Origin of the sequence: Actinomadura bangladeshensis (assembly GCF_004348335.1) — a bacterium.
Taxonomy (GTDB): Bacteria; Actinomycetota; Actinomycetes; order Streptosporangiales; family Streptosporangiaceae; genus Spirillospora; species Spirillospora bangladeshensis.
The window spans coordinates 1-11,946 of the sequence record NZ_SMJW01000238.1 but is presented as its reverse complement, the minus strand read 5'-3'; the positions used below and the strand labels follow the sequence as shown (position 1 = coordinate 11,946).

The following is an 11,946-nucleotide window of genomic DNA, read 5'->3' as shown; positions in this document are numbered from 1 at the left end:
CCTCACCGACGGAACACCCATCCCCGCCGCCCAAGCCCGTCGCATAGCCCTGTCGGCCGGAGTCTCACCTCTCCTGCTCGGGCGAGGGAACCTGCCCCTCTACCTCGGGCACCGGGTCCGGTTCGCCACCAGCGCCCAACGCCGAGTCCTCGAAACCCTCTACCCCACCTGCGCCGTCCACGGCTGCGAGGTCCCCGGCACGCTGTGCGAGGTCGACCACGTCCACGGCTGGGCCCTCGGGCACAGCCCCACCGACATCGACCAACTCGCCCTCACGTGCGGATGGCATAACCGCTACAAACACACCAACCCCACCAATATCCACGTCACCCGGGAGAACAGCGGCGCCCGGTACACCTACCACCTCCACCCACCCAGAGACACAACGACCTCCGCACCCGGCCGGCCACCACCCTGGCTCCAAGCCGCCTGAGGGGCCGCAGGGCCAGCGGACGACGCGCGCCGATGGATGCAGCCTGCGGCCAGGGGCACGAACGCTTTGTGAAGGTCGTCGCGGATCCCCCATCCGATGCGCAGGGCCGGAACCGGTGCGACGTGCCGGCGGTGTGCGCGCCGGCGTAGCAGCGGACGCCGTGGCGCGCACCCTCTCCACCAGCCGCTCCTTCTCATCCGAGCCGCGGAGGAGGGCCTGCGGGGCGAGGCGCTTCTGCTCCCCGCCGGAGAGGTGCGTCACGCCGCGCGCCTTCGCCTCGTCGAACGGCAGGCCGAGGACGGCCGCGTGCAGACATCACAGATGACCTCGTTGTCGTAGCCGCCCGCGTCGGTGTAGTCGGTGATCGCCTCGGCGCAGGCGGGCTGAGTGCATTCGCTCCGGCCCTCGACAGCATCTTCGGCGACGTCGCGCTGCCTGAGGCCGGGCGGGATCAGCGCGCAGACGCCATCGACTTGATGTCGGGCTGGCGGCGGACGATGCTGGACCATCCATGGTCGGCCGCGATCCTGGGCGGACGCCCCCTGCTGGGCCCGAACGTGCTCGCCCGCACGGACTTCCTCTACGCGACCCTGGCCACGACCGGCCTGGCCGGAGCCCGGCTCGCCACCGCCGCGTACGCGGTGGCGATCTACGTCATCGGGTCGGCGCTCATGCAGGTCGGCGCGCAGGACGGCACGTCCGGCGCCGCCGAGCACCTCGCCCGGAGCCGCGACCTGTACCCGGCTCTCGCCGAGCACGGCCATCTGGACGACGGCGACTGGGACGCCGCGTTCGTCCAGGGCCTCGATTACCTCCTCGACGGCATCGGCGCGGTCACTTCCCGGTGAGGGTGACGACCTTCAGACCCGGCGCCTTGTTGATCTCGCCGGAGCAGAACCGCTCGGTGACCCACTGCTTCTTGGAGAAGAGGCGGGTCTGGTCGGCGTAGTGCGGGGACGTCGGGTCCGTCGACTGGGAGTAGGTGAGCAGGGTCCGCGTGTCGGGGCAGGCATCGCCGCCGAACGAGACGACCTGGATGTAACTGGACCCTGTGGTGATCTCCGTGTAGCCCTTGCCCGGCGTCCACGTGCCTTCGACCTTGTTGAGGATGCCGAGGTTCTCGGTGCCGCCGCCGATCGGGATCCGTTCGCCATTGCGGGTGACGTACTGGTGGTCGCCGAGAGGCGAGTCCAGCGGAATGTTGGACTTCTTCAACTCGTCGACCGCGTCCAGCAGAGCCTTACGCGCTGCCCACGAACCGGTGTTGAAGTCGCGCGGCGTGTTCACCGCGTCGGACGCGTCGAACGGCGTCTTCCACAGATCCCACGCGGAGAGCGCCTTGCGCCAGTAGCGGTCGAAGAGGAGGGCGCCCCGACTATCAACGTTCGCCGTCCTGTCCCACTTGGCCAGGACGTCGCAGGGCTCACCGAGACCCATCTCGCGGCACATCTTCACCGTTCCGTCGGCGGCGAGCTCACCGGCGTGGTTGCGGTTGGCGAAGACGAGGTCCTGCATGTCGGTGCGGGTGAACTTGCTCTCCGCGAGCTGGTCTTGGACGGAGACGATGCCGCTGCGAGTACGGAGGCTGCGGGCCGCCTTCTCGTCGCCGATGATGCGGTCGTAACCGGTCAGCGGCTTCTCCGGGTTCGAAAGCCAGTAGCTGTCGTTCGAGTTGGTGACGTAGTCGCCGCGGGTCAGCACCGGATACCGGTCGGGGTCGAGGATGCCCGGCTGGACGGTCCCCGGGGCCTTCCCAGGGGCACACGACGACCGAGTGCCGTCCAGGATGGCAAGGCCCGCCTGCCGGAACGTGATGTGGCCGAGGAGGCTGTTGCAGCGGTCCGCGAACGCGTTCGTAACGTTCGGCAGCACCTGGATCTGAGCGAACAGCGCCCTCCCGCGCGAGTCGGCCGCGATGGTGTTCACCCAAGGCAGCCCCTGGGTCTGCTTCAGCGCGCGCACCGCGTCGTCGGTCGTGCGGGCCTTGCCCAAGGCCAGCGAGGTGTTGGCCAGGCGCAGGTTGGTGGCGTTCGGGTCGGTGAGCGCGTAGGCGTTCCAGGTCGTCCACGGCAGCCCGATGGACGAGACCGACGTGACGATCGGCCCGTACCGGCTCCGCCACTGCGTCTTCGTGACCGGCTTGACCGAGCCGTCCGGCTGCCGCACCTGGACGGTGACCCGCCGCTGGGTCATCTTCTCTATCGTGCCGTCCACGAAGTAGGACGTCGGGTTCCCCGGCACCAGCCGCAACTCAGTCAGGCTGAACGGGACGCCGGTCGCGACGGTGTGGCTCCACGCGAAGGTCGAAGTGTGGCCGATGTTGACGGACGGCGACCCGAGCAGCGCGGCGCCGCTCACGTTCAGCTTGCCGGGGATCGTCTGCTGCATCTGCCAGAAGCGCCGCCCGTTGTGCCACGGGTAGTGCGGGTTGCCGAGGAGCAGGCCGCGCCCGTTGGCCGTGGCGTCCCCGCCCACGGCGATGGCGTTGCTGCCCATGTCGGCGTTCGCCAGCAGCTTGCGGGCGCCCTCGGCGGCCTTCGCCGTTGACGGGGCCTTGGCGGTCACAGCACCCGGCGGCACCGCTTCGGTGATCTGGTCGGTGACCATCCCGGAGCCGCCGAGCATCGCGAGGGCATAGCCGCGCCGGTAGACGTCCAGTTCCGTGATGGGCCGCAGCCACGCGGCGCCCTTGCACGCCGGGTCGGTGACCTTGCCTTCGCGCAGGTAGCGGTTGTAGCCGGCGGCCCAGCCCCGGCTGAGGTCGCGCACCTCCGCGTTCGGGCCGTAGGGAGCGGGCGCGGCGGCCAGCCGCTCGACGACCTTGCTGTCGTTGATGGCGGTGAAGAACACGTCGCTGGCCATGTTGGTGGACGCCGAAGACAGCGCCCTGTCCGGCGAGCCGTCCGCGCCGAAGTACTTGGAGCGTTCCCCGCTCAGCGTGACGACGCCCTGGGCGAGCAGGCAGAGGTCGTCCTTGGCCGCCGCGTAGCCGGTGCCGTAGCCGAGGCCGGCGTAGTCGCGGGCGGTGATGTGCGGGATGCCGTACTCGGTGTAGCGGATCGTCGCCGACATGGCGCGCTCGCCGGTCGTCGCGGCGGAGGAGGTCACGGGCGTCAGGACGGCGGCGGCGACCACCGCGGCTCCCGCCGCGCGCAGGACGGTAGGCGACATCGGACTCCTTGATCACAGAAGTCCCGCAAAGTTCGCACAGGTGATCGTCCCTGGCAAGACCTACGGGAGGAGTCCGGGAAGGTCGGCGGCGTGGTCCTGCAGATAGGCGGCGAGGGTCGCGGGGATCAGGTCGATGGCGGCCAGATCCGCGGGGCTGCACGGAACGAGGTCCACGTCGTAGCGGCCCCGCGACGGGTCCTCGAACTCGGGGCCGTGCCGCCGGGACAGGTCCATCGAGGTCAGGCGGCACACGTAGAAGGTGTTGAGGCGGTACACCTCCGGCGACTCCTCGCCGCAGGCGAAGACCTGCCGGACGGGGCCGGCGGTCGCGCCGAGCTCCTCGTCCAGTTCGCGGCGCAGCGCGGCCTCGGGGGACGCGTCGTCGGGCTCGATCTTGCCGCCCGGCGTCGTCCAGTAGACGGGCCGGTCCGGGCGGGTGCGGCGCAGCAGGACCAGCGCGCCGCCGTCCAGCAGGAGGGCGCGGACCGCCCGGCGGATCCTCACGAGTTCAGGTAGGCCAGGACGGCGAGGACGCGGCGGTGCCCGCTGTCGGACGGCGGCAGGCCGAGCTTGGCGAACACGGCGCCGATGTGCTTGCTGACCGACCGCTCGGTGATGACGAGCGTGGTGGCGATCGTGGCGTTGTCGAGGCCCTGCGCCATGAGGCCGAGGACCTCGCGTTCGCGGGGCGTGAGCGTCTGCAGCGGGTCCCGGCGGGCGGTCATCAGCTGGGACACGACCTCGGGGTCGAGGGCGGTGCCGCCGGCGGCGACGCGGTCCAGGGCGTCCAGGAACTCGTCGACGCGGCCGACCCGGTCCTTCAGCAGGTAGCCGATGCCTTCGGCGCCGCCCGCCAGCAGCTCGGCGGCGTAGGTCTCCTCCACGTACTGCGACAGCACGAGCAGCGGCAGGCCGGGGATCCGCTTGCGGGCCTCGATCGCCGCGCGCAGCCCCTCGTCGCGGAAGCCGGGCGGCAGCCGGACGTCGAGGACGGCGGCGTCCGGACGGTGCTCCAGGATGGCGGGCAGCACCTCGGGCCCCTCGCCGGCGGCCGCGACGACCTCGTGCCCGCCCGCGTCCAGCAGCATGGCGAGCCCCTCGCGGAGCAGGACGTTGTCCTCCGCGATCACGATCCGCACGGCAGCTCCACCTCGAGCGTCGTCCCTTCCCCCTCGGGGCTGTCGATGCGGGTCGCCCCGTCGAGCGCCGCCACCCGGCGGCGGACGCCCGCGAGGCCGCTGCCCCGGCCGGGGTCGGCCCCGCCCCTGCCATCATCCCGCACCCGGATCGTCAGGCGGGCGGGTTCGCGGCGGACGGTGACCCAGCCGTGCCGGGCGCCGCTGTGCTTGGCGATGTTGGTGAGGGCCTCGGCGACGACGAAGTAGGCCGCGGCCTCGACGGCGGCGGGCGCGCGGCCGTCCCCGACGTCCATCTGGATCGGGATCGGCTGCCCGGCGGCGAGCGCGCGCAGCGCCCCGGCGAGGCCCCGGTCGGACAGGATCGGCGGATAGATGCCGCGGATCACCGTGCGCAGCTGTGTCAGCGCCTCCTCGATGCCGTCGCGGGCCTCCAGGAACAGCGCCCGCGCCGCGTCGGGATCGTCGCCGAACCGGCGGTCGGCGAGGCCGAGCCGCAGCGCGGCGGCGACGAGCTGCGCCTGCGTCCCGTCGTGCAGGTCGCGTTCGATGCGGCGCAGTTCGGCGCCGTGCGCCTCCAGGGCCTCGGCGCGGGTCTCGGTCAGCTCCTCGACCCGCTCGGCGAGGCTCGTACGGCGGGTGGGGCCGAGCAGCGCCGCGGCGAGCCGGGCCTGCCAGCGGACGAGCCGCGGCAGCAGCCACAGCAGGATCGCCAGGTAGAGGGCCGCCTGGACGAACGGCATCGTCAGCGCCGTCGGCCAGTCGTCCAGCGTGACGATCGCCGACTGGGAGCCCTCGGGCGCCGCCCACCACCACAGCGGCAGCGACAGCGAGAACGGGATCGCCGGCCAGATCCCCACCGCCAGCACCGCGGCGGGCAGGCCGGTGAGGCCGTGCGCCGCCAGCCACGCGGCGTCCCGCCAGGTCGTCCGGGACCGGGCGAGGCGGAGCCCCTCCGCCATCCCGTCGCCCGCCGCGCGGCGGTACGGCTCGGGGATCTCGCGGCCGAGCAGCCGTCCCGCCCGGCGCCGCTCGGCGTTCGCGAGGGCCCGCAGCGGCTTCACGGCCGACGGCAGCCACGGCAGCGCCGCGGGCAGCAGGACGGCCAGCATCAGCAGCGGGGCCAGCCCGAACAGCGCGGGCACGGCCGTGCGGAGGGCGGCGGCCAGCTCGCGGGTCGCCGCCGCGCTGCGTTCCAGTGCGCTTCTCATCTCACCTCACCGGAAACGGTAGGTGACCCGGAGGCCCCGCGCAGCCGGGCCCGCACCCGGACCGGGGGTGGAGCCCGGTACACCATGGGTCCGGGACGGCCGAACCGCGCAGCAGGTCCCCCGGGCGGCCTCTCCGCCGTTACGATCGCCACTGGCATGCTCTGTACCGGAACGGCGTGAAATGGATGATGTGGAGGTCCGGCACCTGCCGGGCGACCTGCCGCAGCTGTTCGACGACGGCGTCGGGGACGACGCCGCCGCGCGGACGCTGTCGGTGCCGCTGCCCGACGGGGATCTGGTCTGGCCGGATCCCGGCTACCCGCAGCGGCGGCCGCTGCTGCGGCCGGCACTGTGGCTGAGCGACGACCCCGTCCGCGGCGACCTGTGGGCCGCGCTGCGCGCCGAGCACGACCGGTCGGGGCTCTGGCCGCTGCTGATGGACGAGTCCGACCAGCCCTGGGCGGCCGGCCAGATCGCGCCCGAGCCGGTCGGCGAGATCGCCAACTACCACCCCCAGGCGTTCATGTACGAGGTGTGGGCCGACTTCGCCGAGCAGGCGGCCGACGAGGACCTGGACGACCTCGCCCCCTACGGCCGGCACTGCCCCGGCCCCGCCCCGGCGGGCGTGCCGCTCGACGACCCGGACACGATGGCCGACCGCTACGCCCGCGTCCTCGGCGCCCGCGGCCCCTCCCTCGGCCTGGTCGCGGTCGACCGGGGCGCGGACGCGCTCACCGCCGTCGGCTGGCAGGGCGCCCTGAACCACAACGAGTGGACGGCGCCGCTGTCGGCCGTCCTGCGCAGCTGGGAGGACCGGTTCGGCACCCGCGTCGTCGGGCTCGGCTTCAACACGCTGGAGCTCAGCGTCGCCGCTCCCCCGGTCACCACCCGGCACGCCGTCCACGTCGCGGCGGAGCATTGGGCGTTCTGCCCCGACATCCTGTTCCAGGGCCCCGGCACGCTCCCCGGGTACGCCGAGGAGATCCGCGGCAAGACCTACTGGTCGTTCTGGTGGGACTGAGGGGCGGGATGCGGGGCGGAAGGGTTCTCTGCGGGGGCATCGCGGCGGCGATCGTCCTCACGCTGGCGGCCGACGTCGCCGTGCTCGTGTCCCGGGCGGGCGACGAGCCGTCCAAGGCCGGGAACCTTGTGTCGGTGGACCGGAACGCCGCGCCGCAGGCACCGGCCGTCGCACCGCTGACGCGCCGCTACACGCCGCACCTGCTGGTCGCCGGGACGTCCCCGCTGCCGCCGCAGGCCGTCGAGCGGGCGCGGCGGCTCAAGGGCGTCGCCGGCCTCACGGTCGTGGACGCCGCGCGGGCCCGCGTCGGCGGCCGCCGGATGGGGCTGCTCGGCGTCGACCCGTCGAAGTTCCGGGCGTTCGCACCGGAGGCGACCGCCGAGTCCGACCAGCTGTGGCAGACGGTCGCGTCCGGCGGGCTCGCCGTCTCCTTCGAGCAGAGCCGCGACGGGGGGCTGCCGCTCGGCGCGGTCGTCCCGGCGGGGCGCAGCTCGGGCGGCGGGCAGGTGCGCGTCGGCGCGTACGCCTCGATGGGCATCGGCGACATCGACGCCGTCGTGTCCCGCGCGCAGGCCCGCGCGCTGGGCCTGCCGGACGGGAACGCCCTGGTCATCAGCGCGCCGAAGGCCGACGCGGCGAAGCTGGCGAAGCGGCTGCAGACGATCCTCCCGCGCGGCACCAAGGTGGCGACGCTGGCGCCGGCCCGCACGTCCGGGACGAAGGCGAAGCCGAAGGGGCGCCCGCAGGTGACCGGGCGGCCGGACGGGGCGGCGGGCGACCGGACGCCCATCACCGGCAACATGATGACGCCGACGATGCGGACCGTCCTGCTGGAGATCGCGGGCATGTTCGGCCCGTTCCCGGTGATCGGCTGCTACCGGTCGACCGGCGACCCGCAGGACCACGGCGACGGCCGCGCCTGCGACTTCATGGAGAGCACCGGCGGGCGGATGCCGAGCGCGGGCGCGCAGCGGCACGGCGACCAGGTCGCCCGGTACGCGGTCGCGAACGCGCGGCGGCTCGGCATCTCCTACGTCATCTGGCGGCAGCACATCTGGAACGTGCGCGGCGGCGGCTGGCGGCCGATGGCCGACCGCGGCAGTATCACCCAGAACCACTACGACCACGTGCACATCTCGGTGCTGCGCTAGGCGGCGTGTCGGATGACGCGCCGGCCCGCGGCGGGCGTCAGGGCAGTTCCTGCTCGCACCAGACGACCTTGCCGCCGGCGGTGCGGCGCACGCCCCAGCGGCGCGCCAGCCGCCGCACGACGTGCAGGCCGCGGCCCGACTCCGGCATGTCGCCGTCCTCGTCGTGGAGGCGGACGCGGGGAGCGCCGTCGGAGGAGTCGAAGACCTCGCAGACGAGGCCGCCCTCGCGCACCACGCGCAGCGTGATCCGTCCGCCCGCGTGCTGGATCGCGTTGGTGACCAGCTCCGACACCAGCAGCATCGTGGAGTGGGTCAGCTCGTCGAGGTCCCAGCGGGCGAGCCGGTCCCGGACGAGGCCGCGGGCCCGGCGGACGGCGGCGGGCTCGGCGGGCAGCTCCCAGGTCGCGTGGTGGTCGGCGGGGATGCGCGCCAGCCGGGCGATGAGCATCGCGATGTCGTCGCGGTGCTGGTCGTCGTAGACGCCGTCGAGCGCCGCCTGGCACAGGTCCTCCAGGGGGCGGGCGGCGGCGCCCGGCCCGAAGGTGCCGAGGAGGCGGGCGAGCCCGTCGTCGATGTCGCGGGTCCGGTTCTCCACCAGCCCGTCGGTGTAGAGGAACAGGAGCGTGCCGTCCTCGACGGTGAACTCGCGGGTCGCGATCGGGGTGTCGCCGCCGACGCCGAGCGGCGGCGCGGGCGGCACCGGCAGGTACTCCGAGGCGGCGCCGGGCGGGGCCAGCAGCGGCGGCAGGTGCCCTGCGCTCGCCACCTCGCACCGGCCGCTGACCGCGTCGTAGACGACGTAGGCGCAGGTCGCGAAGTGCGGTTCGCGCTCGCCGAGCGTCGCCATCAGCGAGTCGAGCCGCTCCAGGGCCTCGGCGGGCGGCAGCTCCAGCCCGGCGAGGGTGTGGATGGCGGTGCGGAGCCGGCCCATCGTGACGGCGGCCTTCACACCGTGCCCGGCGACGTCCCCGACGACGAGCGCGACGCGGGCGCCGGGCAGCGCGATCGACTCGTACCAGTCGCCGCCGACCTCGATACGGCGGCTGCCCGGCAGGTAGCGGTGGTGCACCTCGACCGGCGACGGGGCCGACAGGCCCGTCGGCAGCAGGCTGCGCTGCAGGGTGAGCGCGGTGGCGCGCTCCCGCGAGTACTGGCGGGCGCTCTCCACGAAGATGGACGCCCGGTTGGCGAATTCCATCCCGATCTCGACGTCGTAGGCGTCGAACGGGCGGTGCGCGAGGTTGCGGCTGCAGACGAAGAACCCGAGCACCCCCGCCGCCGACACGATCGGGAGCAGCAGCATCGACGCGCCCTTGAGCAGGTCGGCGACCGGCGGGCGGCGCCACGCGCCCGCGAGCCGCGCCGCGCCCTCGCCGCCGAGGGCGCGCAGCACCGGCTCGCCCGACTCCAGGCACAGCGCGTGCGGGGTGCCCGGCGGGTAGACGAGGGACTCGCCGGTCGGGAACGTCGCGTCCCAGGCCGGGTCCTCGTCGTCGAACCCGATCGCCATCCGGCGCAGCTGCGGCCCGTCCGGGCCCTCCGGCGGCTCGTCGGCGTCGATGTGGCTCTCGGCGAGCAGCAGCGCGCCGGAGTTGCAGAAATGCGGGACGAGGACGTCCATCAGCCCGCGTGCCAGCAGTTCCAGGTCGAGGGTGGAGCCTATGCGCGGAAGGGCGTCGTCCAGCAGCGCCCGGCGGATGACGGCCGGGTCGACGAACCGGTCGGCGAGCGGCACCGGCACCCGGATGACGGCGAGCGCCGCCGGCTCCGGCACCGCGCCGCCCGCGGCGCCGGCCGGAGCGCCGCCGCTCATGGGGTGGACGGTCACGACCGCGTCCAGCGTCCCGCCCGCCGGGGTCTCCACGGCGAGCATGGCGGTGCGCTCCCGGCCGGCCTTCAGCGCCTCCAGCAGCGGCTCCCGCGCGCCCGGGATCAGTTCGTCCAGGTAGGCGCCCGGAAGGTCGTCCGCATTCCGGGCGAGAACGGCGGCGGCGTTGCGGTCGAACTGCAGAATTCTCCCCGACGATTCCAGACCGAGAATGAGAATTCGGGTGGACGACTCCATCGCTCGATTATGGGACATCGGGCGGCCGGATGAGGCCGATACCGGAGGGGAGGCATGTCCCTAACGGGACCCGTGGGACTCGGCCAGGAACTGCCGCCAGGTCCGCTTCCCGACGGCGTGCCCGGGGGTGAGGTGGTGGCCTGCGCGAAAGCCGCGCCCGGCCTTCCCCGGCAGCGGCAGCGGCACCCGGACGGGACGCCGCAGGCCGCGCGCCTCCAGGTAGCCGGCCAGCATCTCCTCCACCGTGAGCACCTCGGGGCCGCCCATGTCGTCGACCCGCCGCGCGGGCCCGGCGGCGAGCGCCAGTTCCGCGAGCCGCGCCGCGACGTCGGCGACGTCGACCGGCTGGTCCCGCAGCCCCTTCGGCACCCCCACCACGCCGGGGATCTTGGTGAGGACGTTGAAGACCGCGGCGGGCAGCGTGTGGAACTGGGTGGCCCGCAGGATCGTGTACGGCAGCCCGGAGTCCTCGATGTGCCTCTCGACCGCGTACTTCGTCCGGTAGTAGCCGTAGTCGATCTTGTCGACGCCCACGATCGAGATATAGACCAGGTGCGGGGCGCCCTGCCGGCGCGCGGCCTCCACCAGGCGGCGGGAGGCGGGCAGGTCCCGCTTGGGGTGGAACGGGTCGCTGGCGCAGTGCACGATCGTCTCCGCGCCCTCGACCGCCGCGTCCACGCCCTCGCCGGTGTACAGGTCGCCCTTGTGCCAGGTGAGGCCGGGCTCCGGGTCCCTGTCCCGGCGGCTGAGCCCGTGCACGTCCGCGCCGGCCTCGCGCAGCAGCCGGACGACGGGCCGGCCGAGCGTCCCGGTGGCCCCGGTCACGAGAATCATCGGTTCCTCCTCGGTGTGTCGGACACGTCCAGCAAGACCCGGTGGACGCCCGGAATGTGACATCCCGGCCGCGCCGCCGTCAGGACGATCCGAAGACCTGCGGCGGCGGGACGGGCGTGGCGATCTCCTCGCCGTCGTGCAGCGGCGCCGCGCCGGCGCAGAACGCGGCGAGGTCGCCGCCGTCCATGACGCGGGCCCGGACGATGCCGCCGGCGGCGCGCCGGGTCAGCTCCGCGACCGGCAGCGGCTCCTGCGAGGCGGCCACGATCAGGTTGCCGAACCGGCGGCCCCGCAGCACCCCCGGATCGCCCATCAGCACCGTGTGCCGGAACACCGACCGGACCGTGGCGGTGACCCGGCGCGCGAACGGCAGCCGGAACCCGTCGGCGACGTTGGCCACGTACACGCCGCGCGGCCGCAGCACCCGGGCGGCGTCCAGGACGAACTCGCGGGTGGCGAGCTCCGGCGGCATCGACGCCTCGGCGAAGGCGTCCATCACCACCAGGTCGTCGGCGTCGTCGGCGAGCGCCGCGATGCCGGCGCGGCCGTCGGTGATGCGGATCCGCAGGCCGCGGACGCCCTTGACCGGCAGCCGCTCGCGGACGAGCTGCACCAGCTCCGCGTCCGGCTCCAGCACGATCTGCCGCGACCCCGGCCGGGTCGCGGCGATGTAGCGGGGCAGCGTGCAGCCGGCGCCGCCGATGTGCACCGCGTCGAACGCCTCGCCGTCCACGCCGAGGCAGTCGACCACGTCGCCGATCAGCCGCATGTACTCGAAGTCGAGGTAGGTCGGGTCGGACAGGTCGACGTAGGACTGCGGCACGCCGCCGACGAGCAGCATCCAGCCGCCGTCGCGGTCGGCGTCGCGCAGCAGCTCGGCCTCCCCACCCGCGATCCGGAAGGTCCGCGGCGGAGAGCCGTGCC

General features: G+C 73.8%; 11 protein-coding genes. 4 read left to right on the top strand and 7 right to left on the bottom strand.

Annotation, left to right across the window (positions count from 1 at the left end; all coding sequences use genetic code 11):
• Both E1284_RS41935 and E1284_RS32215 read left to right on the top strand, forming a co-directional pair.
• A partial coding sequence (locus E1284_RS41935) for an HNH endonuclease signature motif containing protein (protein ID WP_243714880.1) occupies nucleotides 1-433 on the top strand: 433 nt, incomplete at its 5' end.
• A 314-nt stretch (nucleotides 434-747) separates the two neighbouring features.
• Nucleotides 748-1,281, top strand: a complete 534-nt coding sequence (locus E1284_RS32215) for a TetR/AcrR family transcriptional regulator C-terminal domain-containing protein (RefSeq protein WP_341770440.1) — start codon at nucleotides 748-750, stop codon at nucleotides 1,279-1,281.
• Here the strand turns inward: E1284_RS32215 and E1284_RS32210 are convergent.
• The 4 genes from E1284_RS32210 to E1284_RS32195 are packed head-to-tail and all read right to left on the bottom strand — an operon-like array spanning nucleotide 1,268 to nucleotide 5,951.
• Nucleotides 1,268-3,604 (bottom strand): penicillin acylase family protein, encoded by a 2,337-nt coding sequence (locus E1284_RS32210; RefSeq protein ID WP_131943931.1) that lies wholly within the window; start codon nucleotides 3,602-3,604, stop codon nucleotides 1,268-1,270. The two genes, E1284_RS32215 and E1284_RS32210, sit on opposite strands and share 14 nt — an antisense overlap.
• Before the next feature lie 60 nt (nucleotides 3,605-3,664).
• On the bottom strand, nucleotides 3,665-4,108 hold the full coding sequence (locus E1284_RS32205; protein ID WP_131943930.1) for an NUDIX hydrolase: 444 nt from the start codon (nucleotides 4,106-4,108) through the stop codon (nucleotides 3,665-3,667).
• Complete coding sequence (locus E1284_RS32200; protein ID WP_131943929.1) at nucleotides 4,105-4,743, bottom strand: LuxR C-terminal-related transcriptional regulator; 639 nt, start codon at nucleotides 4,741-4,743, stop codon at nucleotides 4,105-4,107. Before E1284_RS32200 ends, E1284_RS32205 begins: the two co-directional genes overlap by 4 nt.
• Nucleotides 4,731-5,951: a sensor histidine kinase gene (locus E1284_RS32195; RefSeq protein ID WP_131943928.1), complete on the bottom strand. Its 1,221-nt coding sequence runs from the start codon at nucleotides 5,949-5,951 to the stop codon at nucleotides 4,731-4,733. Before E1284_RS32195 ends, E1284_RS32200 begins: the two co-directional genes overlap by 13 nt.
• 181 nt (nucleotides 5,952-6,132) lie before the next feature.
• On the opposite strand from E1284_RS32195, the gene E1284_RS32190 reads away from it, so the two are divergent.
• Together E1284_RS32190 and E1284_RS32185 are read left to right on the top strand one after the other, a co-directional pair.
• The gene (locus E1284_RS32190; protein WP_131943927.1) at nucleotides 6,133-6,972 is read left to right on the top strand and encodes a DUF4253 domain-containing protein; all 840 of its coding nucleotides are present in this window, start codon (nucleotides 6,133-6,135) and stop codon (nucleotides 6,970-6,972) included.
• A gap of 8 nt (nucleotides 6,973-6,980) precedes the next feature.
• Complete coding sequence (locus E1284_RS32185; RefSeq protein ID WP_243714879.1) at nucleotides 6,981-8,123, top strand: VldE C-terminal domain-containing protein; 1,143 nt, start codon at nucleotides 6,981-6,983, stop codon at nucleotides 8,121-8,123.
• A gap of 37 nt (nucleotides 8,124-8,160) precedes the next feature.
• On the opposite strand, the gene E1284_RS32180 is transcribed toward E1284_RS32185, so the two are convergent.
• The 3 genes from E1284_RS32180 to E1284_RS32170 all read right to left on the bottom strand — a co-directional run bounded on the left by E1284_RS32180 (nucleotide 8,161) and on the right by E1284_RS32170 (nucleotide 11,917).
• On the bottom strand, nucleotides 8,161-10,188 hold the full coding sequence (locus E1284_RS32180; protein WP_131943925.1) for an ATP-binding SpoIIE family protein phosphatase: 2,028 nt from the start codon (nucleotides 10,186-10,188) through the stop codon (nucleotides 8,161-8,163).
• Between the two features lie 60 nt (nucleotides 10,189-10,248).
• On the bottom strand, nucleotides 10,249-11,022 hold the full coding sequence (locus tag E1284_RS32175) for an SDR family oxidoreductase (protein ID WP_131943924.1): 774 nt from the start codon (nucleotides 11,020-11,022) through the stop codon (nucleotides 10,249-10,251).
• A 79-nt stretch (nucleotides 11,023-11,101) separates the two neighbouring features.
• Nucleotides 11,102-11,917, bottom strand: a complete 816-nt coding sequence (locus E1284_RS32170) for a spermidine synthase (protein ID WP_131943933.1) — start codon at nucleotides 11,915-11,917, stop codon at nucleotides 11,102-11,104.
• Between the last annotated feature and the right edge of the window lie 29 nt (nucleotides 11,918-11,946).

Excerpts from the sequence above, each read along its gene's own strand:
- E1284_RS32210 (WP_131943931.1), bottom strand. The coding sequence starts at position 3,604 with ATGTCGCCTACCGTCCTGCGCGCGGCGGGAGCCGCGGTGGTCGCCGCC.
- E1284_RS32195 (WP_131943928.1), bottom strand. The coding sequence starts at position 5,951 with ATGAGAAGCGCACTGGAACGCAGCGCGGCGGCGACCCGCGAGCTGGCC.
- E1284_RS32190 (WP_131943927.1), top strand. The coding sequence starts at position 6,133 with ATGGATGATGTGGAGGTCCGGCACCTGCCGGGCGACCTGCCGCAGCTG.
- E1284_RS32185 (WP_243714879.1), top strand. The coding sequence starts at position 6,981 with ATGCGGGGCGGAAGGGTTCTCTGCGGGGGCATCGCGGCGGCGATCGTC.
- E1284_RS32180 (WP_131943925.1), bottom strand. The coding sequence starts at position 10,188 with ATGGAGTCGTCCACCCGAATTCTCATTCTCGGTCTGGAATCGTCGGGG.
- E1284_RS32175 (WP_131943924.1), bottom strand. The coding sequence starts at position 11,022 with ATGATTCTCGTGACCGGGGCCACCGGGACGCTCGGCCGGCCCGTCGTC.